This is a genomic window from Streptomyces sp. A0592, assembly GCF_004795115.1.
GTDB lineage: Bacteria > Actinomycetota > Actinomycetes > Streptomycetales > Streptomycetaceae > Streptomyces > Streptomyces erythrochromogenes.
Genome location: NZ_SSBM01000006.1, coordinates 151,104 through 175,450, shown reverse-complemented (window position 1 = coordinate 175,450; position 24,347 = coordinate 151,104). Strand labels below are relative to the sequence as shown.

Below are 24,347 nucleotides of genomic sequence, written 5' to 3'. Positions count from 1 at the left end.
GGTCGGGGGTGGTCGGGGCGTGGTCAGGGCGTGGTCGTGGAGACCACGTAGACCTTGGGGTGCTCGGGGTCCGTGAGGTCCACGGTGATGTCGCGGCTGGGGCGCGGGTCGGCCTGCTCCAGGGTGGTCCCGTACCAGAGGGCTCGGGGGCTCCAGCTCCAGCCCGCGACCTCGGAGTCGTGCGGGGAGATGGTGACGTCGCCGGCGACCAGCGCGTCGCGGCTGGTGCCGACGGAGACGAGGAAGGCGTCGAGGTCGGCGGGGGTCACCGCGAACGCGGTGAAGAGCCGGCTCGTGCGCCAGTTGTTGGTCTCCAGGAAGCCGACCTTCCAGGCCTTCGCCGGGATCGGCACCTCGTAGATGCTGCGCTGCACCTTGGAGGGCCAGCCCGGGCGCACCTCGGACGCGCCGACCTTGGCCGCCTTGTCGCGGCCGCTCTCGCGGCTCTGCTGGGTGGAGATCGCGAGGTAGCCCGCGGGTACGCCGATCAGCAGCAGGATGGTGATCGCGGTGATCCAGCGGCGCTTGACGACGTGCCGGCGGTCCTCGGGGGTGGGCGGGGGCGTACCGCCCTCGTCGGGGGCGGAGGACTGGTGGGGCAGGGTGGGCGGGTTCACGACTGGTCCTCGGATGCGGTGCTCTCGCGCTTGCGGCCCAGCTGGCCCAGCTGCGCGTAGCGCTCGTAGCGCTCGACCCGCCGGCGGGTGGCGCGGCGGAAGCGCCGGGCGACGAGCCGGGCGAGGTCGGCGGCGCCGACCATACCCGCCTCGGGGCCGAGCTGGGCCTTGGCGATACGGGCCTCCGGGCGGTAGCCGCGGCCGGTGAGGTGGCGGCGGAAGGCGTCCCGGGCGGGGCCGATCAGCAGGTCGTCGGCGGCGCTGACGCCGCCGCCGATGACGAAGCAGGACGGGTCGAGGGCGGCGGCGAGGTTGGCGATGCCGACGCCGAGCCACTGGCCGATGTCCTGGAGCAGCTCGACGCACATGGCGTCGCCCTCGCGGGCCAGCTCGGTGATGAGCGGCCCGGTGATCTCGGAGACGTTCCCGCCGACCTTGGCGATGATGTTGTACGCGACCGGGGAGTCGGCGGCGGCCAGCTCGCGGGCCTCGCGCACCAGGGCGTTGCCGGAGCTGTACTGCTCCCAGCAGCCGCGGTTCCCGCAGGGGCAGCGGTGGCCGCCGGGGACGACCTGCATGTGGCCGAACTCGCCGGCGACCCCGTACCGGCCGCGCTTGACCTGGCCGCCTTCGAGGATGGCGCCGCCGATGCCGGTACCGAGCGTGATCATGACGAGATGGTCCTCGCCGCGTCCGGCGCCGAAGCGCCATTCGGCCCAGGCGGCGGTGTTGGCGTCGTTGTCGACCATGACCGGGACCGCGAGCCGGGACTGGAGGGCATCGCGCAGGGGCTCGTCGCGCCAGGCCAGGTGGGGGGCGAAGAGAACCCGGGAGCGGTCCGCGTCGACCCAGCCGGCCGCGCCGATGCCGACGGCGTGCACGTCGTGCCGGTCGGAGAGGTCCAGCACCAGCTCGACGATGGTGTCCTCGACGACCTTGGGGCTCTTGGACTTGTCCGGGGTCTCGGTGCGGATCTTCTCCAGGATGATCCCGTCGGCGTCGACGACGCCGGCCATCACCTTGGTGCCGCCGATGTCGATGCCGACGGTCGGGACACGCGGGGCGGTCAGGTGCGACCGCCGCTCACGGGTGCCGATGGTGCGCAGGACGGTGCCTCGCGCCGACCCCCGGTGGGTGAGCGTGAAGTCCCGGTACGTGCTCATCGAGTCGTGTCGTCCCTCGTGGGTGCGGTGGTGGGGGAAGCCTGGTCGGCCGGGCCGGTGCGGCCGGCGCCGCGGGCCCTGGTGTCCGTGGCGTCCGGGACGCCCGTGACGCCCGATCCCGATTCTGCCACTCGCTCCAGTTCGTGGCTCAGCTCGTCGAGCTCGGAGCCGCCCGCCATCTGGCGGGTGAGCTCGTCCAGGGTGATCGAGTCGCGGGTGTGACTGCCCGCCATCGTGCCGCGCTTGAGCAGCACGAAGCGGTCCCCGACCAGGTGGGCGTGGTGCGGGTTGTGGGTGATCAGGACCACACCGAGGCCGGCGTCCCGGGCCGCCGCGACGTACTTGAGGACCACGCCGGACTGCTTGACCCCGAGGGCCGCGGTCGGCTCGTCGAGTACGAGGACCTTCGCCCCGAAGTGGACGGCGCGGGCGATGGCCACGCACTGCCGCTCGCCGCCGGAGAGGGTGCCGATGGGCTGGTCCACGTCGCGCAGGTCGATGCCCATGCGCAGCAGCTCGTCGCGTGTGGTCCGGCGCATGAGGTCCACGTCGAGGCGGCGCAGGGGGCCGCGGCCCTTCGTCGGTTCGGAGCCGAGGAAGAAGTTGCGCCAGACGGGCATCAGCGGGACCACGGCGAGGTCCTGGTAGACGGTGGCGATGCCATGGTCGAGGGCCGCGCGCGGGTTGGCGAGGACGGTCTCCTCGCCCTCGATCTCGAAGGTGCCGGCGTCGTGCCGGTGCAGCCCCGCGATGATCTTGATGAGGGTGGACTTGCCGGCGCCGTTGTCGCCGAGGACGCAGGTGATCTCGCCCGCGGAGACCTCCAGGGAGACGTCCTGGAGGGCGCGGATGTTGCCGTAGTACTTGCTGACGCCGGTCAGTCTCACCAGGGCGGTCGTCGCCTCTGCGCTGCCGGTGGTGGCTCCTGTGGTGGTCACTTGCTCGCCTCCGCCCGCTTGCGGACCCATGCGTTGAGCAGCGTGGCCAGCAGGAGCATCGCGCCGAGGAAGAACTTGAACCAGTCCGGGTTCCACTGGGCGTACACGATGCCGTTGCTGGTCATGCCGAAGATGAAGGCGCCGACCGCCGAGCCGATGGCGGAGCCGTAGCCGCCGGTCATCAGACAGCCGCCGATGACCGCCGCGATGATGTAGAGGAACTCGTTGCCCACGCCCTCGCCCGACTGGACCACGTCGAACGAGAAGAGGATGTGCTGGCCGGAGATCCAGGCGCACAGGGCGACGCCCATGTAGAGGCCGATACGGGTCTTCACGACGGGCACGCCGACCGCGCGGGCCGCGTCGGCCCCGCCGCCGACCGCGAAGACCCAGTTGCCGGCGCGGGTGCGCAGCAGGATCCACGTGGCGACGGCGACCAGGGCCAGCCACCACAGAACGGTGATCTGCAGGGTGACCGGGCCGATCTCCCACTTCGAGGCGAAGAGGGCGCGGGCGGAGCGGAAGCCCTCCATGTCGGCGATCGACTTGGTGGAGACCGTGCCGCTGATCAGCTTGGTGAAGCCGAGGTTCAGGCCGGTCAGCATCAGGAAGGTGCCGAGCGTGATGATGAAGCTGGGCAGCTTGGTGCGGGTCAGCATGAAGCCGTTGAAGAAGCCGATGGCCAGGGCGACCAGCAGGGACACCAGGACGCCGACCCAGACGTTCGCGGTCATCTGGTAGCTGAACATCGAGCTCACCAGCGCCGAGGTCGTGACCATGACACCGGCGGAGAGGTCGAACTCGCCGCCGATCATCAGCATGGCCACGGGGACCGCCATGATCCCGATGGTGGAGGCCGAGTACAGGATCGTGCTGAGGCTGGAGGCCTGCAGGAAGGTGGGGGCCGCGATGGAGAAGAAGACGAAGACGGCCACGGCGCCGACCACCGCGCCCAGCTCGGGACGCCCGAGCAGCCTGCGGACGAGGGAGGCCGGCGCGAGCCGTTCGTCGACGGCGGTGGCGGCGCTCATCGGCTGCCCCGCTTGATGTACTCCTCCAGCTCGGCGGCCTCGGCGGCGGTCACGATCTGCGGCCCGGTGAGCACGGGGCGGCCGCCGCCGAGCACGTCGGCGTTGTAGCGGTAGAGCCAGAGCAGGTCGATGGCCTCGTATCCCTGCAGGTAGGGCTGCTGGTCCACGGCGAAGCCGAGGGCGCCGGACTTGAGGTCGCGGGCCACCGAGTCGTTGAGGTCGAAGGTGTCGACCTCGGCCTTGCTCCCGGCGGCCTCCTTGGCCTTGACCGCGGTGGGGGCGAAGGGCGCGCCGAGGGTGAGGATCGCGTCGATGGACGGGTCCGCCTGCAGCTTGGCCTGGATGGCCGCCTGGACCGAGGGCATGTTCGTGCCTTCGACGTACAGGTTCTCCATCTCGCCGGAGAAGGTCTTCTTCGCGCCGGCGCAGCGCTGCTCGTGGCCGACGTTGCCCTGCTCGTGCAGGACGCAGACGGCCTTCTTGCGGCCGCGCTTGCCCAGCTCGGTGCCGACCGCCTCGCCCGCGATGGTCTCGTCCTGGCCGATGTGGGTGAGCGCCCCGTACGCGGCGGACTGGGCGGATCCGGAGTTGACCGTGATCACCGGGATGCCGGCCTTGACGGCCTTCTGCACGACGTCCTTGAGGGCCTCGGGCTTGGCCAGGCTCACCACGATCCCGTCGACCTTCTGGTCGATGGCGTTCTGCACGAACTGCGCCTGCTGCTGGGCCTGGTCGTCGTGGGAGTAGACGAAGTTGATGTTGTCCTTGGCCGCGGCCTCCTTGGCACCCTTCTGGACGATGTCCCAGAAGGTGTCGCCGTCGCCCGCGTGGGTCACCATCGCGAAGGTCCAGCGCGGGGTGGAGACGGCGGGCCGGCCCGCCTCGGCGGCCTTCGCCCGCTCCTCGGCGCGCTTGCCGCCCGTACTGCTGCATCCCGCGAGCGAGGCCCCCAGTACCGCCGCGAGCACGGCGCCCACGACGCGCACCCCTGTCCGAACCCTAGCCACGTCGCCGCGCCCTTCCCTCGTCCGTCTCGTCCGCCATCGCGGCCGTCATCATTCGGTCATTCCGGTTTCAGCCGCCCAGTATCCGCCACAGTGGACCATGAAGGGCCATCGGGGCATGCACCCGCAGATCGACACGGCGGGATCGCAGATCAGCACGCGAAACCCCCAAGATCGACGCGAGCGGATTGACAGGTTCCCCCAACGGGGCCAGGTTGAGTTCATGCGCATCGGGCTCATCGGAACTGGCCGGATCGGCTCGTTCCACGCGGCGGCACTCGCCCGCCACCCGGAGGCGGGCTCGCTCCTGCTCGCCGACTCCGATCCCGCGCGGGCGGCACGCCTCGCCGACCGGCTCGGGGCCACGGCCGCGCCCTCCGTGGAGCAGGTCTTCACCTGGGGCGTGGACGCGGTGGTCGTGGCCTCCTCCACCGACGGGCACGCGGAGCTGGTCGTCCGGGCGATCCGCGGCGGGCTCCCGGTGTTCTGCGAGAAGCCGGTCGCCCCCGACCTCGGCCGCACCCTGTCCGTCCTGCGCGAGGTGTCGGCCCTGGGCGGGCTGCTCCAGGTGGGCTTCATGCGCCGCTTCGACGCGGGCTACCGCACGGCCCGGGAGATGGTCCGCTCCGGCGCCCTGGGCCGGCTGCACACCGTACGGACGACGACGGCCGATCCCACTCCGCCAGCCGCCGACTACCTGGCGACATCGGGCGGCCTCTACCGGGACTGCATGGTGCACGACTTCGACATGGTGCGGTGGGTGACCGGCCGCGAGGTGGTGGAGGTGTACGCCGCCGGGTCGGACGCCGGTCCGCCGCAGTTCCGGCAGACGGGTGACGTGGACACGGCCGCGGCGGTCCTCACACTGGACGACGGGACCCTGGTCACGGCCACCGGTACCCGGTGCAACGGCGCCGGCTACGACGTGCGGATGGAACTGGCCGGGGAGCGGGACCAGGTCTCCGCCGGACTGGACGACCGGACGCCGATCGCCTCGACCGAACCGAACGGGCCGCCGGCCGCGAGCAAGCCGTGGACCGGCTTCCTGGAGCGCTTCGGCCCCGCGTACGAGGCCGAGCTGGATGCCTTCGTACGGCTGGTGCGCGGCGAGTGCGAGAACCCCTGCGACGGGCGGGAGGCCCTGGCCGCGCTGCGGGTCGCGGAGGCCTGCGAGCTGTCGCGGCGGGAGCGGCGCCGGGTCCGGCTGGAGGAGCTCCCGGACCTGTCGGATCGGTAACCGCATCGGCGACCGGTTCGGTGACCGGTTCGGTGGGCAGGGCATCCGGCCACCCTACGGGGGTGATCCCCGGCTGACTGCGGCGCTTTCCGGTCACGCTCGCGGACGCGCTCGCGGCCTGCTCGGGGACCTGCTCGGGGCATGCTCAGGCAGGGGCCGGGGTGAGCGCGCGCCGCCCCCAGGCGGTGCCGACCAAAACCAGCACAACGCCGGCGTAGCCGAGAGGTCCCAGGTGCTCCCCACCGACAGCGATGCCCGCGACGGCCGCCCACAGGGGCTCGGTGCCGAGCAGCAGGCTGACCCGGGAGGGCGAGGTACGCCGTACGGCCCACATCTGCACGAAGAAGGCGAAGAGGGTGCAGAAGACGGAGAGGAACGCCAGGCCGGCCCACTGGGCGGGCCCGAAGTCCGCCGCGGCGGCCCAGGGGGTCGCGCCGGTCCCCGGTACGGCGGCCAGCAGGGCGAAGACGAGCACGGCGCCGCCGAGCTGCACCGTGGTCAGCGACAGCGGGTCGGCGCCGCGGACGCCCTCGGAGCGGGCCATCAGCAGCACGTGCAGGGTGCGGGCGAGGGCGGCGCCGAGGATCAGCAGGTCGCCGAGGCCGGGTGCGGTGAAGCCGGCGCCCTGGGTGAGCAGCACGACGCCGAGGACGGAGGCCGCGGCGGCCCCGAGGAAGGAGGCGGAGGGTGCCTTCCGCTTCACGGCGGCGTCGGCGAGCGGGGTGAAGATCATGGTCAGGCTGATGATCAGCCCCGCGTTGGTGGCGGAGGTGTGGACGACCCCGTAGGTCTCCAGCAGGAAGATCCCGCCGAGCACGAGCCCCAGCAGCCCGGCGCCGCGCAGCTGGGCCGGGGTCAGCGCGCGCAGCCGCGCCCACCCGGCGACGACCAGCACGGGCAGCACGAGCGCGAACCGCAGCACGAGTACGGCGATAACGGTGTGCGCGGTGGTGATCCCCTTGGCGGCGAGATAGCTCCCGCCCCACACGACGGCGACGGCCAGCACGGGCAGATCACCGGCCCAGGCGCGGCGGGGTGGGGCTTGCAGGGCGGGCGAGGCGACGGCCACGGGAGGTCTCCAACATCACTCGGGAGGTGGAGACATCGGTGGCTCGCACGGTTGCGGGGCACACCGTACCGGAGCCGATCATGCGGGGCGACCCGTTTCCGGGCCTCGCGCCCCCGACCCGTAGAGTCGGCCGCATGGCTGATCTCTACGCCGTGGATCTGGCGTTCGACCTGCTCGACACCACGCCCGACGCCGTGCTCGCGGAGGTGCGCCGTCACATGACGGGGGACGGCCTGCTCTCACCCCGGGGCCCGGCCTGGCGGGTCGGCGGGATGCTCGTCGGCGAGTTCGGCCCGGCGGAACGCGACGGCTGGGCCCTGACGGCCCGCCAGGAGATCCACGAGCATCAGCTCCCGGCCCTGGAGGACCTCCTGCTGCTCCTCACCCCGCACATCCGCCCGCCGGGCCCGGTCGGCCGCATCCGCCACCACGCCCACGAGTCCCCGGACCTCCTGGTCCTGCGCGAGGGCCGGGTGGTCCAACTGGCCCTGGACCGGCGGTAGCCGATGCCGCCGGGGGTGCCCGGCACCGGCTGCGGCGGGACCGCCGGCGGGACCGGCAGGTCTACACCGTCCTGTGCCACCCGCCGTCCTCGGTGCCCCAGCCGGTGACGCGGGGCCGGACCGTGGGGAGGGCCCAGGGCTCCACGCTCGCGCCGCAGAGCTCGGCCAGGAACTGGACCGTTCCGCCCTCGTAGTGCCACCAGGGGCCGTTGCGGGACCAGACGGTGACGGGCCAGTGGTCCGGATCCCCTTCGAGCCCGGACCAGAAGAACCGGTCGCCCTCCGCCGAGTCCGCCCAGGCCATCAGGGGCGCCGACAGGAGCTCCTCGGGACGCAGCTCGGCGGGACAGTTCGACCCCCAGTCCCCGTTCTCCTTCTCCATGGCCCTGGCCCAGTCGCGCTCCTCGCCGGGCTCGGGGAGGCTGACGGTCAGGAAGTCGTCCAGCTCGAACGGCGGACACCATTCGGCGAGCGCCTTGAAGTCGGCCGGCAGAGCCGTGCCGAGGATCTCCTCGACCTCCCGCCACCCGAACACGGCGGGTTCCTGCCGCCGGATGTCCACCAGTCCTGGAACGGCACGTTCCAGTGCGGTGACCGCCTCGTCGGCGTCGATGATCCTGCGTACCGGCTTCTGCGTACCTATGAGCTCTTCCACGGCCGCAGCCTGCCAGACGGGCCGTTCGCCCTCCCGGCCGGGCTCCGCCCGGCCGCTCGCTACGCGCCGACGGTGCCGAACGACGCCCGGCCCGTCGGCCGGTAGGTGTGGATGGCCGTCCCGACGGGCGTCGTGCGGGAGGCCGTCAGCTCGTAGGCGGTCGGCAGCCCGCCGGTGGGGAACAGCCTGCGTCCCGCGCCCAGGACCACGGGGAACACCAGCAGGTTGATCTCGTCGACGAGGTCCCGGGCGAGCAGCCACTGCGCGAGCTGCCCGCTCCCGTGCACCTGGAGTTCCCCATCGAGCGCGTCCTTGGCCCGGACGATCTCGCTCTGCAGGTGCTCCCCGTCGAGCACGGTGGCCGGCCCCCAGGCCGGCTCCTCGATGGTGGTCGAGGCCACGTACTTGTGCAGCCGGTTCAGCCCGCCCGCGACGGGGTCGCCCGGCTCGTCGTGCTCCGGCCAGTAGCCGGCGAAGATCTCGTACGTCTTCCGTCCGAGCAGGAACGCCCCCGCCCGGCCGAACACCTCGGTGATGAACTCCCCCATCTCCTCGTCGACGTAGGGCGCGGCCCACCCGCCGTATTCGAACCCGTCACTGCGGTCCTCGTCGGGCCCGCCGGGCGCCTGCAGCACGCCGTCCAGCGTCACGAAGGTGGTCAGTGTCAGCTCCGCCATGGCCCTGCGCTCCTCGCTCGATGGTCTCTACGGGTTCAGACTCCCGCTCCCGCCAGAACTCATCGCGCCGCCACGCACGGCCCGCACCCGATTCCCGTCGCCCCCGGGAACGCGGGGTCGGATTCCTGCCAGCGGTGGCGGGTCGGGCGCTATTTGATTGAACTCGCAACCAATCAGCGGGGCGAATGCGGGAGGAAAGCCATGGACAGGAACGCGGTGGCACTGGTGACCGGGGGGAGCCGGGGGATCGGGGCGGCGGTCGCGGTGCGGCTCGCCGAGGACGGGGCGGACGTGGCGATCACGTACCTCAGCGACGCGGAAGCCGCGGGGCGCGTGGTGAAGGCGGTGGAGGCGCTCGGGCGGCGGGCGGTCGCGCTGCGGGCCGATGCGGGGGACGCGGCGGAGGTCGCCAACGCCGTCGGGGAGACCGTACGGCGGTTCGGGCGGCTCGACGTGCTCGTCAACAACGCCGGGGTGGGGGCGGTCGGGCCCCTGGAGGCGGTGGAGTCGGCCGACGTGGACCGGGTGCTCGGCGTCAACGTGCGGGGCGCGTTCCTCGCGGCGCAGGCCGCGGCCGGACGGATGCGGGAGGGCGGGCGGATCATCACGATCGGCAGCTGCATGGCGCAGCGGGTGCCGGGGCCGGGCGGGGTCCTGTACGCGATGAGCAAGGCCGCGACGATCGGGCTGACGAAGGCTCTGGCGCGGGAGCTCGGCGGCCGCGGGATCACCGCGAACGTGGTGCATCCGGGGCCCGTCGACACCGACATGAACCCGGCCGACGGCCCGTACGCGGGCCCGCAGGCGGCGATGACGGCGCTGGGCCGGTTCGGGAAGGCGGCGGAGGTCGCGGACGTGGTGGCCTTCCTGGCCGGACCGGGCGCCGGCTACGTCACGGGCGCGGAGTTCGCGGTGGACGGCGGCCACGCGGCGTAGCCCTCGCCGGGCGTGCGGGCGGACACGACCCGGGGGCCCCCGAACCCCGGGCAGACCCGACCCCGGGGTGCCCCAGGACCCCGGACGGGCATGGACCCGAGGCGCCCCGCTCCCGGGCAGGCGGGGAGCCGGGGCACCCCTGCCCCCGGGCGGGCAAGGACCTGGGTGCCCCGGCCGCTGGCCGGCCCGCGGACCGGGAGGCCGGGGCAGCGCCCGGCCCGCCCTCCCCCGGGCCGGGGGCGGCGCGCATCCGGGAGCCCCGAAGCCTGGGCGGACACGCACCCGGGTGCCCCAGGCCCCCGAGCGGTCACCGACCTGGGAACCCCCCGAGCCCGAGCGGACCCGCATCCGGGAGCCCGGAGACCCGGCGGGCATGGACCCCGGGCGGACAGGGCGCTGGGTGCCCCGGCCGCTGGCCGGCCCGCGGGCCGGCCAGGAGCCCGGGTCGCGCCCGGCTCGCCCTCCCCCGGGCCGCGGGCCGACTGGCGCGCTTATGCTCGGCTTGATCGACATACCGAACGGGCTGGGGGAATCGTGGACTTCACCGACCGGCAGGGCCGGAGCGTGGTGCTCGACGAGATCACGGACGGGAACTGGCGCGCCGTCGCCGACGTGGCGCCGGCGGACGGCCAGCGCCGGTTCGTCGCCGCGCTCGGCGCCCGGTACCTGCTCCTCTCGATGCGCGGCGGGGTGTGGAGTTCGCTCGCGATCCGCGCCGGCGACACCGTCGTGGGGCACGTGATGTGGGCGTACGACGACGAGGGCGGCGCCCACTGGATCGGCGGCATGATCGTCGACGCCGCCGAGCAGGGCCGGGGCGTGGGGCGGGCCGCGGTGCGCGCACTGGTCGGGCGGCTCGCGGCGCTGCCGGCCTGCCGGGAGATCCGGCTCTCGTACCATCCCGACAACGCGCCCGCCGCCAGGCTGTACGCCGAGCTCGGCTTCGTGCCCACCGGCGAGTTCGAGGACGACGAGGTCGTGGCCGCGCTGGGCGTCGCACCGGTCTCCGGCTGACCGGGCGGGCCTGGGCGGAGCCGGGCCTTGTGCCGCCTCGGCGGGGCTTCTCCGGGTCTTCGCGGCGGCCCGTCTCGGCCCGCGCCGTGCCCCGCGGGGCGCGGGGCCACCGCTCGCCCACGCCGCAGGGGCGCACCGGGATCCGGTGCGCCCCTGCGGGGTGTGCCGGCCCCGGGGGTGTCGGCCCCCGGGGCGGTCAGCGGTACGGCGTCAGCCGCCCAGCTCCTGGTGACGGGCGGTCAGCGCCGCCGCGCCGGCCTCCGTCAGGGAGCCGAACAGGCGCAGGCGCGAGAAGCCGCCGTCCGGGAAGATGTCGATCCGTACGTGGGTGCCCACCGCCGGGGCGTCCAGTACGAAGCGGTGGTTGGTGTCGGGCTGCAGGCGGGTCCGGGGCAGGAACTCCGTCCACTCGCCCTCCTCGCCCGTCCTGACCGACAGGGAGGCCCAGCCGGCCGAGTTGCCCTTGAGGTACGCGGTGTCGATCTCGACGGCGCGGATCTCGGACTCGGTGACGAGCTGGTAGCGGATCCAGTCGTTGCCGTTGTCGCGGCGGCGGGCGGTCTCCCAGCCGTCGTCCATCTTGCGGGAGCGGCCCGGGTTGATGGTGTTGGTCGGCGGGGAGTAGAAGCGGTTGGAGGCGTCCTGGACGGAGCCGCCGTTCTCCAGCGCCACCACGTCGAAGGAGCCGAGCGCGGCGAGCCACTCGGGGTCGGGCAGGACCTCGCCGTGGACCCGCAGGCGGGCGATGCCGCCGTCGGGGTGCTGGTTGACGCGCAGGTGCGTGAAGCGCTGCTCGGCGTCGACCTCGAAGCCGTTGGCGGCGTGCCCGCCGACCGCCGTGCGGGGCACGATGGTCGTCCACTTCACGTCGTCGCCCTGGAGCTCCTCCGGGGTCGGCGCGAGGGCGCCCTCCCAGTTGGTGGCCTCGATGGAGACGGCCTGCGGCATGTTGCCGCGGAAGTGGGCGGTGTCGACGACGATGCCGCGGATGACGCCGGGCGCGCCGAGGCGTACGAGGGCCCAGTCGTGGTCCTCGGGCGTGGGCCAGGGCTGGGTGGCGGAGACGCCGCGGCGGCGGCGGGTCTCCCAGCCGTCCATGACCTTGCCCTTGTGGCCGAAGTCCTCGGGGTCGAAGTGCGCGGCCTCGGAGATCAGCAGGTTCTCGCGCTGGGCGAAGAACTCGTCGTTGGCGGCGATGACACCGGCGCCCAGTTCACGGGCGGCGAGGTTCGCGTACTGGGTGAAGGGGAAGTCCGCGGTGCGGTAGTCCGCGTACGGGTCGCCGCCTCCGTACGGGTTCGCGTTGCCGGTGAAGGATTCAATCGCCACTGGTCAGTTCTGCCTTTCGAGGAGGAGGCCCGTGGGCTCGGTCGGGGTGCCGTGGTCGGCGATCTGCGTGCCGCGCAGCCAGGTGGACTTCACGACGCCGTGCAGGGTCTTGCCCGCGTACGCCGTGACCCGGTTGCGGTGGTGGAGTTCGGCCGGATCCACGGTGAACGTTTCTTCGGGGGCGAGCACGGCGAAGTCGGCGTCGCGGCCGGCCTCGATCGCGCCCTTCTGCGCCAGCCCGGCGAGGGCGGCCGGGGCGGCGGACATCCAGCGGACGACGTCCTCCAGGGTCCGGCCGCGGCGGCGCGCCTCGGTCCAGATGGCGGGAAGGCCCAGCTGGAGGGAGGAGATGCCGCCCCACGCGGTGGAGAAGTCGCTCGTCTTCAGGTCCGCGGTGGAGGGCGAGTGGTCGGAGACGATGCAGTCGATGGTGCCGTCGGCGAGCGCGTCCCACAGGAGGTCCTGGTTGGCGGCCTCGCGGATCGGCGGGCAGCACTTGAACTCGCTCGCGCCGTCCGGCACTTCCTCGGCGGTGAGGGTGAGGTAGTGCGGGCAGGACTCGACGGTGATCCTGACGCCCTCGGCCTTGGCCGTGGCGATCAGCGGCAGCGCGTCCGAGGACGACAGGTGCAGGACGTGGACGCGGGCGTTCAGCCGCTTCGCCTGGGCGATGAGGTTGCCGATGGCGGTGTTCTCGGCGTCGCGCGGCCGGGAGGCCAGGAAGTCGGCGTACTTGGGGCCGGGGACGACGGGGGCGGCGTCGAGGTGGTGGGGGTCCTCGGCGTGCACGATCAGCAGGCCGCCGAAGCCGGTGATCTCGGCGAGGGAGGTGGCCAGCTGCTCCTGGTCGAGCTCGGGGAACTCGTCCACGCCCGAGGGCGACAGGAAGCACTTGAAGCCGTAGACCCCGGCGTCGTGCAGCGGGGCCAGGTCCTTGACGTTGTCCGGGAGGGCGCCGCCCCAGAAGCCGACGTCCACGTGCGCCTTGGCGCGGGCGACCTCCTGCTTGACGCGCAGGTTGTCGACCGTGGTGGTCGGCGGGAGCGAGTTGAGCGGCATGTCGAGGATCGTGGTGATGCCGCCGGCCGCGGCGGCGCGGGTGGCCGTCCAGAAGCCCTCCCACTCGGTGCGGCCGGGGTCGTTCACGTGGACGTGGGTGTCGACCAGGCCGGGGAGCAGGACGTCGTCGCCGAAGTCCTCCAGCCGGGCTCCGGCCGGCACCTCGGCGTCGTGTGCGAGCACGGCCGTGATCTTCCCGCCGGCGACGGCGACCGAGGCGGCGCGCGTCCCCTCGGGGGTGATGACGCGCGTCGAGCGCAGTACCAGTTCCACAGCCACGTCGGCCACCGGAACCTCCCCATCTACTTCCACAGAGCGAAATTCAACGTTCTGTTGACGGAGTCTTCCCGGCGATCCGGGAGCAGTCAAGAGTCCACAGACGGACCACTGACACACCGGGACCGCAATTGGATGTTTCCACAGGATGGAATTAAGATTTCGCTATACAGAATGTAGCTACCACCACGGGAGTCGGGCGGATAACTTCCGGAGGACGTCCGCCACCAGGACAAACCACCTCTGACCGGCGGCGACGGCCCCCACCCCAGCACTAGGGCCGACGCCGACCGCCGGGTAGGCTGCTCCCTTGCCTGCCAGCACCGAAAGGACCGCGCCGTGCCGACGTCCAGCGCCAGCACCACCGACGCTTCCTCAAAGACCCCTGCCGCCAGCGGTGGCGTCCAGTCCCTTGAGCGCGCCTTCGATCTGCTCGAACGTATGGCCGACGCCGGGGGCGAGGTCGGCCTCAGCGAGCTCTCGGCCGCCAGCGGTCTGCCCCTGCCCACGATCCACCGCCTGATGCGCACGCTGGTGGCGTGCGGGTACGTACGCCAGCAGCCCAACCGACGGTACTCCCTCGGCCCCCGCCTGATCCGCCTCGGCGAGTCCGCGTCGCGCCTGCTGGGCACCTGGGCGCGCCCCTACCTCGCCCGTCTGGTCGAGGAGACCGGCGAGACGGCGAACATGGCCCTGCTCGACGGGGACGAGATCGTCTACGTCGCCCAGGTGCCGTCCAAGCACTCGATGCGCATGTTCACCGAGGTCGGCCGCCGGGTCCTCCCGCACTCCACCGGTGTGGGCAAGGCACTGCTCGCCCACACCCCTGCCGACGAGGTACGGGCCCTGCTGGCCCGCACCGGGATGCCGGCCGCGACCGAGAAGACCATCACCACGCCCGAGGGCTTCCTGGAGGCACTGGAGCAGGTCCGCAGGGCCGGCTACGCGGTCGACGACAACGAGCAGGAGATAGGAGTCCGCTGCCTGGCCGTGTCGGTGCCGAACTCGCCGACCGCCGCCGCGATCTCCATCTCCGGCCCGGCCGGACGCGTCACCGAGGCCGTGACCGAGTCCTTCGTCCCGATCCTCCAGAACGTCGCCGCCGAGCTGTCGGTGGCCCTGGCCAACCAGAGCCCGGCGTAGGTCTGCCGCACGGCCGTGCGAAGGCCCCGGCGCCCCCACCGAGGGGGCACCGGGGCCTTCCCGTACGCGGGCTCAGGACGCGGCGACGCGGTCCTGGTGCCCGGCCGTCAGCCGGCCGTCGGCCATGGTCGCCGTGCGGTCCATCCGCTCCAGGTGGGCGTGGTCGTGGGTGACGAGCACCGTCGCGGTGGAACGCTCGCGCGTCAGCGTGACCAGCAGGTCCAGCACGGCCGCGCCGCGCTCGTGGTCGAGGGCGCTGGTCGGCTCGTCGACCAGCAGCACGGCGGGCTCGTTCATCAACGCGCGGGCGATGTTGATCCGCTGGCGCTGGCCGCCGGAGAGCTGGTGGGGGCGCTTGTCGGCCTTGTCGGCGAGACCCACCGCGTCCAGCAGTTCCAGTGCCCGCCGGCGCAGGGCCTTCGCGGGCCGGCCCGCCACGTGGGCCATGACCTGGAGCTGCTCGGCGGCGGTCAGCGAGGCCAGCAGGTTCGGCTGCTGGAAGACGATGCCTATCTTCTCCCGGCGCAGGGCCGACTTCTCGGCGGGGCCGAGCCGCGTGGTGTCCTCGCCGGCGACGACGACCCGGCCGCGGTCCGGGGTGACGAGGGTGGCGGCGACCGCGAGCAGGGAGGACTTGCCGGAGCCGGAGGGCCCGATCACCGCCGTGAGGGTGCCGGCCGGGACCTCCAGGCCGACCGCGTCGAGGGCGGTGAGCCGGCTCTCCCCGTCGGGGTAGGTGAGCGTGACGTCGTGGACGAGGAGGGTCATCGGGCGCTCCCGAGGGCGGTCAGCGGGTCGACGGCGGTGATCCGCCGGATGGACAGGGCCGCGCCCAGCGCGCCGAGCGCGATCATGATCGCGGCGGGAACGAGCACCGTGGCGGCGTCGAGGACGAAGGGAACGTCGCCGCCGCTGATCACTGCGCCGAATCCGGCGGCGAGCCCGGTGCCCAGGCCGGTGCCGATGGCGAGCATCACCACGGCCTGGCCGAGGGCGTCCCGCAGCAGGTAGGGGGTGGAGGCTCCCAGGGCCTTCAGGACGGCGATGTCGCCGCTGCGCTGGATGGTCCACACCGTGAAGAAGGCCCCTATGACCAGGGCCGAGATGGCGAAGAGGAAGCCGCGCATCAGCTGGAGCGAGCCGTTCTCGGCCTGGTAGGAGCCTATGGCGCCCAGGGCCTCGTCCACGGTCTGCGCCCGGGTGGCCGCCGCCCGGTCGGCGGCGGCGAGGTCCAGGCCGCTGCCGGAGACGGCGACGACGGTGGCGAGGGTGTCGATGGAGGTGCCGGGGTTGCCGATGCGCTGCCAGTCGTTGAGGTCCATCCAGACGACCGGGGTGTGGCTGTAGGCGGCGGTGCCGGCGACGGCGGCCACCGTCAGTTCGAGCGGGCCGATCTTGAGCTTGGCGCCTGCGCTGAGGCCGCCGAGCTCCTTCGCCGCCTTCTCGGCGAGGACCACCCGGCCCTGCGTGAGGCCCGCGTCCCGCGGCGCTATCCCGCCCGCGGGCTCCACGCCGAAGACCGAGACCGCGGCGGTGCGCTCACCCGAGACGGCGTTGGTGGTGCGGATGCCGAGGGGCTGCGCGGCCTTCACACCGGGCTGCCCCCGCCAGGCCAGCCACGCGGACTCGGGCACCTGGGAGTTGGTGAAGGACACCTTCTGGTCCCCGGTGGGAGCGGCGAAGGCCAGGTGCGAGGCGGGCAGGCCGGTGATGGCCGAGATGTTCTCCCGGGCCAGGCCGGCGGTGAGCCCGGACAGCAGGCCGACCAGCAGCGTGATCAGCAGCACCACCGAGCCCATGAGGGCGAAGCGGCCCTTGGCGAACCGTAGATCTCTCCATGCGACGAACATGTCCCCCACCTTGGTGTTCCGCGTGGACACAAGGCATCGCGCCACAGTAGTGATCCTCGTATCGAAGGGCGCACCGGTACATCAAACTTTCGGTTGACCGGGGCCGGCGGGGACCCGCTTACGCTGGTCGGGACATGACTGCCGCCGCTCCCCCCGTACCGCCCGGCTCCTGCGCGCCCCCGGCCGCAGCCACCGCCACCACCGCCGCCCGGGCCCTGACCCCCGTGTCGAAGGTGCTGAAGCTGTGCCTGCACGCCCTGCTCCTCGGGCTGCTCGCGCTGGCCGCCGGCCGGGCCGTCGCCGACTCCGCGCCCCGGGTGGGCTGGGTGGTCGCCGCCTGCGCGCTGCTCGCCACCGTGTACGCGGCCGGGGTGCGGGCGCCCGCCGTGCACAGCTCGCCGCGGGCGGGCGCGGTGTGGCTGGCCGGGCTCGGGGCGGCCTGGGCGGGCCTGCTGCTGGTCTCCCCCGACGGGCTGTGGATCGCCTTCCCGCTGTACTTCCTGGAACTGCACCTGCTGCGGCTGCGGTGGGGGGTCGCGGCCGTCGCGGTGACGGCCTGCGCCGCCATCGGCGGCTTCCTCGCCCACAGCGGCGCGGCGACCCCGGGGGCCTTCCTCGGGCCGCTGCTGGGCGGCGCCGTGGCGGTGGCGACCGTACTGGGCTACCAGGCCCTGTACCGCGAGAGCGAACGGCGCCGGGAGCTCATCGAGGAGCTCATCACCACCCGCGCCGACCTGGCCGCGGCCGAACGCAGCGCGGGGATCCTGGCCGAGCGGGAGCGGCTGGCCCGGGAGATCCACGACACCCTCGCCCAGGGCCTGTCCTCCATCCAGCTGCTGCTGCGGGCGGCCGAGCGGGCGCTTCCGGAGGGTGCCCCGGCCCTGCCGCACATCGCGCAGGCCCGGGAGGCCGCCCAGGACAACCTCGCCGAGGCGCGTCGCTTCGTCCGCGCCCTGACACCGCCGGACCTGGAGCACGGCTCGCTCGCCGCGGCGCTGGAGCGGCTGTGCGCGGGCGTGCCGGGGCCGCGGGTGCGGTTCTCGCTGAGCGGCCGGCCGCGGGTGCTGCCGACCCCGTACGAGGTCGCGCTGCTGCGGATCGCCCAGTCGGCGCTGGCCAACGTGGTGCGGCATGCCCGGGCCGGGCGCGCGGAGATCACGCTGACCTTCATGGACGCCTCGGTGACGCTGGACATCGTCGACGACGGGCACGGCTTCGACCCGTCCTCGGCCGCCTCCGGCTCGGGCGACGGCGGCTTCGGGCTGCCCGCCATGCGCTCGCGCGCCGAGACCCTGGGCGGGCTGTTCACGGTGGAGTCCGCCCCCGGGCAGGGCACCGCCGTGGCCGTCACCCTGCCGCTGCCCCTGGAACACCTGGAACACGCGGACCCCGTGGAGGCCCTGTGACCATCCGGCTCCTGCTCGCCGACGACCACCCCGTGGTCCGGGCGGGCCTGCGCGCGGTACTGGACACCGAGGAGGACTTCGCGGTGGTGGCCGAGGCGGCGACCGCCGAGCGGGCGGTGGAGCTGGCCGCCGGCGCACCGGTGGACGTGGTGCTGATGGACCTCCAGTTCGGGCCGGGCATGCACGGATCGGAGGCGACGGCCCTGATCACGGCCCGCCCGGGCGCCCCCCGGGTGCTGGTGCTGACCACGTACGACACGGACGCGGACATCCTGGCGGCGGTGGAGGCGGGCGCCTCGGGCTACCTGCTCAAGGACGCCCCGCCGGAGGAGCTGGCGGCTGCCGTGCGCACGGCAGCCGCGGGCCAGTCGGCGCTGGCCCCCGCGGTGGCGCTGCGCCTGATGGACCGGATGCGGATGCCGGCGGAGGCGCTGACGAAGCGGGAGCTGGAGGTGCTCCAGCTGGTGGCGGACGGCCTGTCGAACCAGCAGATCTCCAAGCAGCTCTTCCTCAGCCAGGCCACGGTCAAGTCCCACCTGGTCCACGTCTACGCGAAGCTCGGCGTCGAATCCCGCACGGCGGCGGTCGCGGCAGCCGCCACCCGCCGCCTGATCCGCACCCCGTAGCGCGGGCCGCCCCTACGCCACCCAGTGCGGTCGGTCCACCGACGGGGGCAGGGGGACGCCGTCGTGGAAGGCGGCCGCGAGGCGGCGTACGCCCTCGTCCAGGCGGTCGGCCGGGAGGGTGTACGGGATGCGCAGGCGGTGTTCGAAGGTGCCCGGGTCGACGCCGAAGCGGGCGCCGCGGCCGATGTGCACACCGGCGGCCGCGGCCCGTTCGGCCAGGGCAGAGCTGACCGGTTCGCCGAGGTCGACCCAGAGCGAGAGGCCGCCCGGCGGTATCCGCCAGGACCATTCCGGAGTGTGCCGCTGGAGCGCGTCCACCAGGGCCGTGCGCCGGGCGCGCAGCTGGTCGAGCCGTGCGGGCAGGGCGCCGTCCATGCCGTCCAGCAGCGGGAGCGCGACGAGCTGGTCGAGGACCGAGCCGGTCATGTCGGCGGAGACCCGCAGGGCCGTCAGTTCGGTGATCATCTTCGCGGTGGCCCGGACCCAGCCGACGCGCAGGCCGCCCCAGTGGGTCTTGCTGAGCGAGCCGATGGTCACCACATGGTCGGCGCCGCCGCGCGGGGCCAGGGAGGCCAGGGGCGCGGGGGCGGGGACGTCCAGGGCGATGTCGGCGATGGTCTCGTCGACGACGAGCCAGGTGCCGGTGCGCCGGGTCGCCGCGAGCAGCCGCAGCCGCTGCTCCTCGGGCATGAGCGCGCCCGTCGGGTTGTGGAAGTCGGGGATCGTGTACGCCAGCCTCGGCACGGTCTGGCGCAGCGTGGACTCGGCGATCTCCATGTCCCAGCCGGTGTCGGAGACGGCGATGGACCCGGTCCGCAGCCGGGCGTGGCGCAGGGCGTCCAGGGCGTTGGCGTAGGTGGGGTTCTCGGTGACGACCCGGTCCCCGGCGCGGCAGAGCAGGCTGACGACCAGGGTGAAGGCCTGCTGGGCGCCGGAGGTGACCAGGATCTGCTCGGGGCGGGTGGGCAGGCCGCGCCGGGTGAAGCGCTCGGCGACGGCCGTGCGCAGGTCGGGCAGGCCGAAGGGGTGGTAGCCGGGGGTGCGGGCGGCGTCCGGCAGCCGGGGCGCGGCCCACGCGAGGGCGTCGGCGAGGGCGCCGTCGGGGGCGCCCATGGCGGCGATGGCCAGGTCGATGCCGGGCTCGCCGTCGGCGCTGTACCCACCGGCGCCGACGAGGGCGTGGGCGCCGACCGGGCGGTGGCCCTCGGGGAGCTCGGTCCAGGTGCCGGAGCCGCGCCGGCTGCGGACGTAGCCGCTCTCGCGCAGCAGGTCGTAGGCGCCGGTGACGGTGGCCCGGCTGGCGCCGACGGCTTCGGCGAGCTCACGTTCGGCGGGCAGGCGCACGTGCAGGGCGATGCGGCCGTCGAGGATCAGCGTGCGGACGGCTTCGGCGAGCGAGCGGTAGCCGGGGCGGGCGAGTACGTCGGCGGGGAGCAGCGCCGCGAGCTGGCGGCTGCCGATGGTTCTGTCCGCTGTCTGGACCACTCGCCCGTTCGCCATGCCAACCTCCCCTGATTGGCTCTGACGGCCAGGCCAATCGAGGTCCAGACTCGCGGTATTGGCCCCCGATTGGCAAGGAGACGCCGAGATGCTGACCGACCGTGACGAACGTGCCCTGCTGGCCGCCGCCGAGAACCGGATCTCCCGTCCGCTGCGGATCGGGGCCGCGCTGGCCTCCGTACGACGTGCCTTCGCGCGGCGGCCGCAGGACCGCGCGCAGGGGCGAGAATCGGTGGCATGTCATCCCACACGCACTCCGATTCACCCGTGATCGCGGGACTGCTCCTGGCCGCCGGCGGCGGCCGGCGGCTCGGCGGCCGCCCCAAGGCCCTGCTGCCCTACCGCGGCCGGCCGCTGGTGGAGAACGCCGTGCGGGTGCTGCGGGAGGCGGGCTGCGGCCCGGTGCACGTGGTGCTCGGCGCCTCGGCGGCCGAGGTCCGCGAGCGCGCCGACCTGTCCGGCTGCGTGGTCGTGGACAATCCGGACTGGGCGGAGGGAATGGGTTCCTCGCTGCGGGTGGGCCTGGCCTCCCTGGCCGGTACGGGCGCCAGCGCGGCCCTGGTCTCGCTGGTCGACCAGCCGGGAATCGGCCCGGCGGCCGTGGCCCGGGTCCGGGAGGCCTACCGCTCCCCCGCGAGCCTGGCGGCGGCGGCGTACGGCGGGGAGCGCGGGCACCCGGTGCTGTTCGGCGCGGACCGCTGGGCGGACATCGCGGCGACGGCGACGGGCGACCAGGGCGCCCGGGTCCATCTGGCGCGCCACGCCGGAGAGCTCATGCTGGTGGAGTGCTCCGACGTCGCGGAGGCATTCGACATCGACACACCGCCCGACCTGGCACGACTCCTCTGAGCACCGCGTGACGACAGTGGCACTGAGGGCCACCGACAAGTGGAATCTGTCGACTCAGAGAATCTCGACATCAACAAACCATTGAACTTCCACCATGAGGAAATTACTATCCACTGGTCAGAAGCGCCCTGAACCCACAGACGGCGCCCGCGACCGTATTTCGGAACTCTCCACACCCGACGGCACTGCGTGCCGTCTCGCGCGAGCATTCCCCGCGGCCGCCAGGCACCGCCGCTGAAGGAGTGACAGTTATGTCCGCACCAGCGCCGTCCCCGCTGGCCATCGTCGACGCCGAGCCCCTGCCCCGGCAGGACGAAGTCCTCACCGAAGCGGCCCTCGCGTTCGTGGCCGAGCTCCACCGGCGGTTCGCCCCCCGCCGTGCCGAGCTCCTCGCCCGCCGCGGTGAGCGCCGTGCCGAGATCGCCCGGACCTCCACCCTCGACTTCCTCCCGGACACCGCACAGGTCCGCGAGGGCGACTGGAAGGTGGCGCCGGCCCCGGCCGCGCTGAACGACCGCCGTGTGGAGATCACCGGTCCGACGGACCGCAAGATGACCATCAACGCCCTGAACTCGGGCGCCAAGGTCTGGCTCGCCGACTTCGAGGACGCCTCGGCTCCCACCTGGGAGAACGTCGTCCTCGGCCAGCTCAACCTGATCGACGCCTACGAGCGCCGCATCGACTTCACCGACCCCCGCACCGGCAAGTCGTACGCCCTGGGGCCCGCCGGGGAGCTCGCGACCGTCGTCATGCGCCCGCGCGGCTGGCACCTGGAGGAGCGCCACCTGCAGTTCGAGGGCGGCCCGGCCTCCGGCTCGCTCGTCGACTTCGGCCTGTACTTCTTCCACAACGCCAAGCGCCTGATCGGCCTCGGCAAGGGCCCGTACTTCTACCTGCCGAAGACGGAGTCGCACCTGGAGGCCCGCCTCTGGAACGACATCTTCGTCTTCTCCCAGGACTACGTCGGCATTCCGCAGGGCACGGTCCGCGCGACCGTCCTGATCGAGACGATCACCGCCGCGTACGAGATGGACGAGATCCTCTACGAGCTGCGCGACCACGCGGCGGGCCTGAACGCGGGCCGCTGGGACTACCTCTTCTCCATCGTGAAGAACTTCCGCGACGGCGGCGAGAAGTTCGTCCTGCCGGACCGCAACGCGGTGACGATGACCGCCCCCTTCATGCGGGCGTACACCGAACTGCTCGTCCGCACCTGCCACAAGCGCGGCGCGCACGCCATCGGCGGCATGGCGGCCTTCATCCCGTCCCGCAAGGACGCCGAGGCCAACAAGATCGCCTTCGCGAAGGTCAAGGCCGACAAGGACCGTGAGGCGGGCGACGGCTTCGACGGCTCCTGGGTCGCCCACCCCGACCTGGTCCCGATCGCCATGGCCTCCTTCGACGCCGTCCTCGGCGACAAGCCCAACCAGAAGGACCGGCTGCGCGAGGACGTCTCGGTGGCCCCGGGCGAGCTCATCGCGATCGACTCCCTCGACGCGCGGCCGACGTACGAGGGCCTGCGCAACGCGGTCCAGGTCGGCATCCGCTACATCGAGGCCTGGCTGCGCGGCCTCGGCGCCGTCGGCATCTTCGGCCTGATGGAGGACGCGGCCACCGCCGAGATCTCCCGCTCGCAGATCTGGCAGTGGATCAACGCCGGGGTCGTCTTCGAGAACGGGCAGACCGCCACCGCCGAGCTGACCCGCGAGATGGCCGCCGAGGAACTGGCCGCCCTGCGCACCGAGGTCGGCGAGGAGGCCTTCGCGGCGGGCAAGTGGCAGCAGGCCCACGACCTCTTCCTGAAGGTCTCCCTGGACGCCGACTACGCGGACTTCCTCACCCTCCCCGCGTACGACCAGCTGGTCGGCTGAGCCCCCGGGTCCGGCCGGAACGCACAGCGACCGGACCCCCCGACTCCGCCCCCGCAGCCCACGGCTGCGGGGGCGGAGCCGTATCCGCCGCCCGGCCGGAAGCACCGACCGGGCGCCCCCACGCCGTGCGCCCCGAGGGCGGCGGCCGCCACAACTCACCAGCACCACAAGGGCGTTGCGCTCGCAGGCGACCCCGGAGACCGAACGACCGATCGGTCGTTACTGGTTCGTAACGTGACTGTACCTAGCGGTAACAAGCGGGCCCGTGTCACCTTTCCGATGCCACCGGCCGGCGGTACCCCCACTTTCCCAGCCACACGAACGGCAACGCAGTCGTTGCCGGCTTCGGCGTGGCCGAGCGCAGGAGTTCCGCAGTGATCGGATTCCGCAACGTCAGCAAGGACCGGGTCCCCAGTCGGGTGCGACGACTGGCCTGTGCCGCCGTGACCGTGCCGCTCGCCGCCGGCGCGCTGCTGGCCGGCGGCGCCGGAACCGCCGGGGCCGCCCCCGGGACCGGGCCCACGGCCGTGGTGTCCATGGGCGACAGCTACATCTCCGGCGAGGCCGGGCGCTGGAAGGGCAACAGCCTGACCAACACCGGGAACCGCAACGGCACGGACCGGGGCTGGGTCAGCGGCAGCACCTACGATCCCGCCCGGGTGTACGGGACCACGGCCGGCGGCTGCCACCGGTCGGACTCGGCCGAGGTGCGCAGCGCCGGGGCGATCGCCGACGTCGCCGTGAACCTGGCCTGCTCCGGGGCCGTCTCGCAGAACGTGTTCCGCGCCTCGAACGGCGGCGTCTCCTACAGGGGCGAAGCCCCCCAGGCCGATCAGCTGGCCGCGGTGGCCGCGAGCAACAACGTCAAGGTCATCGCCCTGTCCATCGGCGGCAACGACCTGGGCTTCGCCGACATCATCAAGGAATGCGCCCTCGACTTCGTCATCTGGAACTCGTACTGCTACGACAACCAGCAGTACGGCGTCGACCAGAAGATCGACGCGGTCATGGCCGACGTCGGCAAGTCGGTCGACGAGATCCGGGCCGTCATGCGCACGGCCGGGTACGCCGACTCCTCCTACCGGATCGTGCTCCAGTCCTACCCGTCGCCGATCCCGCGCGGCGCGGAGAACCGGTACACCCAGAGCGACTGGAGCCGGCTCAACACGGGCGGCTGCCCCTTCTGGAACCGGGACTCGGACTGGGCGCGCGATTCGCTCGTGCCGCAGATCGCGAACCGCATCAAGGGCGTCGCCGCCGCCAAGGGCGTGCAGTTCCTGGACCTGAGGGACATGCTCCAGGGGCGCGAGGTGTGCGCGAAGTCGAGCAAGCTGGTGAGCTCCACCGTCCCGGCCTCGGCGAGGACGAGCGAATGGGCGCGCTGGATCGACAACAACGAGTCGCAGGGCCTGATCCAGGAGTCCATGCACCCCAACTACTACGGCCAGCTGGCCGCCGGCCGGTGCCTGGCCCTGGCGGTGGCGCAGCCCGCGGCCTCGGCCACCAGCTGCAGGAACACGGCGGGGAGCGATCACACGGGAATGTTCCTGACACCTGCGCCGTAGCGGTGAAAACCGGATGATCGACAGCGGCG

The 24,347-nt window shown here is 73.0% G+C and carries 24 protein-coding genes; 11 read left to right on the top strand and 13 right to left on the bottom strand.

Features of this window, described 5'->3' with window-relative positions; translation table 11 throughout:
- Nucleotides 1-23 precede the first annotated feature (23 nt).
- Genes E6U81_RS11795 through E6U81_RS11775 form a run of 5 tightly spaced genes read right to left on the bottom strand, consistent with a single transcriptional unit; the run spans nucleotide 24 to nucleotide 4,756 of the window.
- Nucleotides 24-617, bottom strand: a complete 594-nt coding sequence (locus tag E6U81_RS11795) for a hypothetical protein (RefSeq protein ID WP_136230026.1) — start codon at nucleotides 615-617, stop codon at nucleotides 24-26.
- Nucleotides 614-1,780 (bottom strand): ROK family glucokinase, encoded by a 1,167-nt coding sequence (locus E6U81_RS11790; RefSeq protein WP_136230025.1) that lies wholly within the window; start codon nucleotides 1,778-1,780, stop codon nucleotides 614-616. Before E6U81_RS11790 ends, E6U81_RS11795 begins: the two co-directional genes overlap by 4 nt.
- A complete protein-coding gene (locus tag E6U81_RS11785; RefSeq protein WP_240803769.1) occupies nucleotides 1,777-2,748 on the bottom strand; it encodes an ATP-binding cassette domain-containing protein in 972 nt (323 codons plus the stop codon). The genes E6U81_RS11790 and E6U81_RS11785 overlap by 4 nt, the downstream gene beginning before the upstream one ends.
- Nucleotides 2,715-3,749: an ABC transporter permease gene (locus E6U81_RS11780; protein ID WP_136230024.1), complete on the bottom strand. Its 1,035-nt coding sequence runs from the start codon at nucleotides 3,747-3,749 to the stop codon at nucleotides 2,715-2,717. Before E6U81_RS11780 ends, E6U81_RS11785 begins: the two co-directional genes overlap by 34 nt.
- Entirely contained in the window at nucleotides 3,746-4,756 is a 1,011-nt protein-coding gene (locus E6U81_RS11775; RefSeq protein ID WP_136230023.1) for a sugar ABC transporter substrate-binding protein, read from the bottom strand. The genes E6U81_RS11780 and E6U81_RS11775 overlap by 4 nt, the downstream gene beginning before the upstream one ends.
- A gap of 220 nt (nucleotides 4,757-4,976) precedes the next feature.
- Between E6U81_RS11775 and E6U81_RS11770 the strand changes: the two genes are divergently transcribed.
- Nucleotides 4,977-5,990, top strand: a complete 1,014-nt coding sequence (locus E6U81_RS11770; protein WP_136230022.1) for a Gfo/Idh/MocA family oxidoreductase — start codon at nucleotides 4,977-4,979, stop codon at nucleotides 5,988-5,990.
- Between the two features lie 145 nt (nucleotides 5,991-6,135).
- Here the strand turns inward: E6U81_RS11770 and E6U81_RS11765 are convergent, their stop codons facing one another.
- A complete protein-coding gene (locus E6U81_RS11765) occupies nucleotides 6,136-7,059 on the bottom strand; it encodes a DMT family transporter (RefSeq protein WP_136230021.1) in 924 nt (307 codons plus the stop codon).
- A 134-nt stretch (nucleotides 7,060-7,193) separates the two neighbouring features.
- On the opposite strand from E6U81_RS11765, the gene E6U81_RS11760 reads away from it, so the two are divergent.
- Nucleotides 7,194-7,562: a hypothetical protein gene (locus E6U81_RS11760; RefSeq protein ID WP_136230020.1), complete on the top strand. Its 369-nt coding sequence runs from the start codon at nucleotides 7,194-7,196 to the stop codon at nucleotides 7,560-7,562.
- Nucleotides 7,563-7,623: 61 nt separating this feature from the next.
- On the opposite strand, the gene E6U81_RS11755 is transcribed toward E6U81_RS11760, so the two are convergent.
- Nucleotides 7,624-8,217 carry a hypothetical protein gene (locus tag E6U81_RS11755; protein ID WP_240803768.1) on the bottom strand — a complete coding sequence of 198 codons (594 nt, stop codon included), beginning with the start codon at nucleotides 8,215-8,217 and terminating at the stop codon, nucleotides 7,624-7,626.
- A gap of 59 nt (nucleotides 8,218-8,276) precedes the next feature.
- A complete protein-coding gene (locus E6U81_RS11750) occupies nucleotides 8,277-8,894 on the bottom strand; it encodes a dihydrofolate reductase family protein (protein ID WP_136230019.1) in 618 nt (205 codons plus the stop codon).
- A gap of 201 nt (nucleotides 8,895-9,095) precedes the next feature.
- Here E6U81_RS11750 and E6U81_RS11745 point away from each other — a divergent pair, with 201 nt between their 5' ends.
- Both E6U81_RS11745 and E6U81_RS40985 read left to right on the top strand, forming a co-directional pair.
- Nucleotides 9,096-9,830 (top strand): SDR family oxidoreductase, encoded by a 735-nt coding sequence (locus tag E6U81_RS11745; RefSeq protein ID WP_136230018.1) that lies wholly within the window; start codon nucleotides 9,096-9,098, stop codon nucleotides 9,828-9,830.
- A gap of 531 nt (nucleotides 9,831-10,361) precedes the next feature.
- Nucleotides 10,362-10,844 (top strand): GNAT family N-acetyltransferase, encoded by a 483-nt coding sequence (locus E6U81_RS40985; RefSeq protein WP_168714613.1) that lies wholly within the window; start codon nucleotides 10,362-10,364, stop codon nucleotides 10,842-10,844.
- Between the two features lie 210 nt (nucleotides 10,845-11,054).
- Here E6U81_RS40985 and alc read toward each other — a convergent pair whose 3' ends face one another.
- Both alc and allB read right to left on the bottom strand, forming a co-directional pair.
- Nucleotides 11,055-12,173, bottom strand: a complete 1,119-nt coding sequence (gene alc, locus E6U81_RS11735; RefSeq protein WP_136230016.1) for an allantoicase — start codon at nucleotides 12,171-12,173, stop codon at nucleotides 11,055-11,057.
- Between the two features lie 3 nt (nucleotides 12,174-12,176).
- Nucleotides 12,177-13,520, bottom strand: coding sequence for an allantoinase AllB (allB, locus tag E6U81_RS11730; RefSeq protein ID WP_136230015.1), 1,344 nt, complete (start codon nucleotides 13,518-13,520; stop codon nucleotides 12,177-12,179).
- A 327-nt stretch (nucleotides 13,521-13,847) separates the two neighbouring features.
- On the opposite strand from allB, the gene E6U81_RS11725 reads away from it, so the two are divergent.
- Entirely contained in the window at nucleotides 13,848-14,651 is an 804-nt protein-coding gene (locus tag E6U81_RS11725) for an IclR family transcriptional regulator (RefSeq protein WP_030852090.1), read from the top strand.
- Nucleotides 14,652-14,723: 72 nt separating this feature from the next.
- On the opposite strand, the gene E6U81_RS11720 is transcribed toward E6U81_RS11725, so the two are convergent.
- Complete coding sequence (locus E6U81_RS11720) at nucleotides 14,724-15,419, bottom strand: ABC transporter ATP-binding protein (RefSeq protein ID WP_136230014.1); 696 nt, start codon at nucleotides 15,417-15,419, stop codon at nucleotides 14,724-14,726.
- On the bottom strand, nucleotides 15,416-16,501 hold the full coding sequence (locus E6U81_RS11715) for an ABC transporter permease (protein WP_136230013.1): 1,086 nt from the start codon (nucleotides 16,499-16,501) through the stop codon (nucleotides 15,416-15,418). The genes E6U81_RS11720 and E6U81_RS11715 overlap by 4 nt, the downstream gene beginning before the upstream one ends.
- Before the next feature lie 134 nt (nucleotides 16,502-16,635).
- Between E6U81_RS11715 and E6U81_RS11710 the strand changes: the two genes are divergently transcribed.
- Nucleotides 16,636-17,907 (top strand): sensor histidine kinase, encoded by a 1,272-nt coding sequence (locus tag E6U81_RS11710; protein ID WP_136230012.1) that lies wholly within the window; start codon nucleotides 16,636-16,638, stop codon nucleotides 17,905-17,907.
- Entirely contained in the window at nucleotides 17,904-18,533 is a 630-nt protein-coding gene (locus E6U81_RS11705) for a response regulator transcription factor (RefSeq protein ID WP_136230011.1), read from the top strand. Before E6U81_RS11710 ends, E6U81_RS11705 begins: the two co-directional genes overlap by 4 nt.
- Nucleotides 18,534-18,545: 12 nt before the next feature.
- On the opposite strand, the gene E6U81_RS11700 is transcribed toward E6U81_RS11705, so the two are convergent.
- On the bottom strand, nucleotides 18,546-20,033 hold the full coding sequence (locus E6U81_RS11700) for a PLP-dependent aminotransferase family protein (protein WP_136230010.1): 1,488 nt from the start codon (nucleotides 20,031-20,033) through the stop codon (nucleotides 18,546-18,548).
- An 88-nt stretch (nucleotides 20,034-20,121) separates the two neighbouring features.
- Between E6U81_RS11700 and E6U81_RS39765 the strand changes: the two genes are divergently transcribed.
- The 4 genes from E6U81_RS39765 (at nucleotide 20,122) to E6U81_RS11685 (ending at nucleotide 24,318) form a co-directional block, all read left to right on the top strand.
- Nucleotides 20,122-20,304: a hypothetical protein gene (locus tag E6U81_RS39765; protein ID WP_168714607.1), complete on the top strand. Its 183-nt coding sequence runs from the start codon at nucleotides 20,122-20,124 to the stop codon at nucleotides 20,302-20,304.
- Nucleotides 20,271-20,882 carry a nucleotidyltransferase family protein gene (locus E6U81_RS11695; RefSeq protein WP_136230009.1) on the top strand — a complete coding sequence of 204 codons (612 nt, stop codon included), beginning with the start codon at nucleotides 20,271-20,273 and terminating at the stop codon, nucleotides 20,880-20,882. The genes E6U81_RS39765 and E6U81_RS11695 overlap by 34 nt, the downstream gene beginning before the upstream one ends.
- A 251-nt stretch (nucleotides 20,883-21,133) precedes the next feature.
- The gene (gene aceB / locus E6U81_RS11690; protein ID WP_136230008.1) at nucleotides 21,134-22,753 is read left to right on the top strand and encodes a malate synthase A; all 1,620 of its coding nucleotides are present in this window, start codon (nucleotides 21,134-21,136) and stop codon (nucleotides 22,751-22,753) included.
- A gap of 374 nt (nucleotides 22,754-23,127) precedes the next feature.
- Nucleotides 23,128-24,318, top strand: coding sequence for a GDSL-type esterase/lipase family protein (locus E6U81_RS11685; protein ID WP_240803767.1), 1,191 nt, complete (start codon nucleotides 23,128-23,130; stop codon nucleotides 24,316-24,318).
- Nucleotides 24,319-24,347 lie beyond the last annotated feature (29 nt).

What these genes read in the sequence shown, in the direction of transcription:
- E6U81_RS11700 (WP_136230010.1), bottom strand. Translation starts at nt 20,033, where the DNA reads ATGGCGAACGGGCGAGTGGTCCAGACAGCGGACAGAACCATCGGCAGC.
- E6U81_RS11720 (WP_136230014.1), bottom strand. Translation starts at nt 15,419, where the DNA reads ATGACCCTCCTCGTCCACGACGTCACGCTCACCTACCCCGACGGGGAG.
- E6U81_RS11745 (WP_136230018.1), top strand. Translation starts at nt 9,096, where the DNA reads ATGGACAGGAACGCGGTGGCACTGGTGACCGGGGGGAGCCGGGGGATC.
- E6U81_RS11750 (WP_136230019.1), bottom strand. Translation starts at nt 8,894, where the DNA reads ATGGCGGAGCTGACACTGACCACCTTCGTGACGCTGGACGGCGTGCTG.
- aceB (WP_136230008.1), top strand. Translation starts at nt 21,134, where the DNA reads ATGTCCGCACCAGCGCCGTCCCCGCTGGCCATCGTCGACGCCGAGCCC.
- E6U81_RS11760 (WP_136230020.1), top strand. Translation starts at nt 7,194, where the DNA reads ATGGCTGATCTCTACGCCGTGGATCTGGCGTTCGACCTGCTCGACACC.
- E6U81_RS11780 (WP_136230024.1), bottom strand. Translation starts at nt 3,749, where the DNA reads ATGAGCGCCGCCACCGCCGTCGACGAACGGCTCGCGCCGGCCTCCCTC.
- E6U81_RS11695 (WP_136230009.1), top strand. Translation starts at nt 20,271, where the DNA reads ATGTCATCCCACACGCACTCCGATTCACCCGTGATCGCGGGACTGCTC.
- E6U81_RS11715 (WP_136230013.1), bottom strand. Translation starts at nt 16,501, where the DNA reads ATGTTCGTCGCATGGAGAGATCTACGGTTCGCCAAGGGCCGCTTCGCC.
- E6U81_RS11790 (WP_136230025.1), bottom strand. Translation starts at nt 1,780, where the DNA reads ATGAGCACGTACCGGGACTTCACGCTCACCCACCGGGGGTCGGCGCGA.
- E6U81_RS11710 (WP_136230012.1), top strand. Translation starts at nt 16,636, where the DNA reads ATGACTGCCGCCGCTCCCCCCGTACCGCCCGGCTCCTGCGCGCCCCCG.
- E6U81_RS11770 (WP_136230022.1), top strand. Translation starts at nt 4,977, where the DNA reads ATGCGCATCGGGCTCATCGGAACTGGCCGGATCGGCTCGTTCCACGCG.
- E6U81_RS39765 (WP_168714607.1), top strand. Translation starts at nt 20,122, where the DNA reads ATGCTGACCGACCGTGACGAACGTGCCCTGCTGGCCGCCGCCGAGAAC.
- E6U81_RS11785 (WP_240803769.1), bottom strand. Translation starts at nt 2,748, where the DNA reads ATGGGTCCGCAAGCGGGCGGAGGCGAGCAAGTGACCACCACAGGAGCC.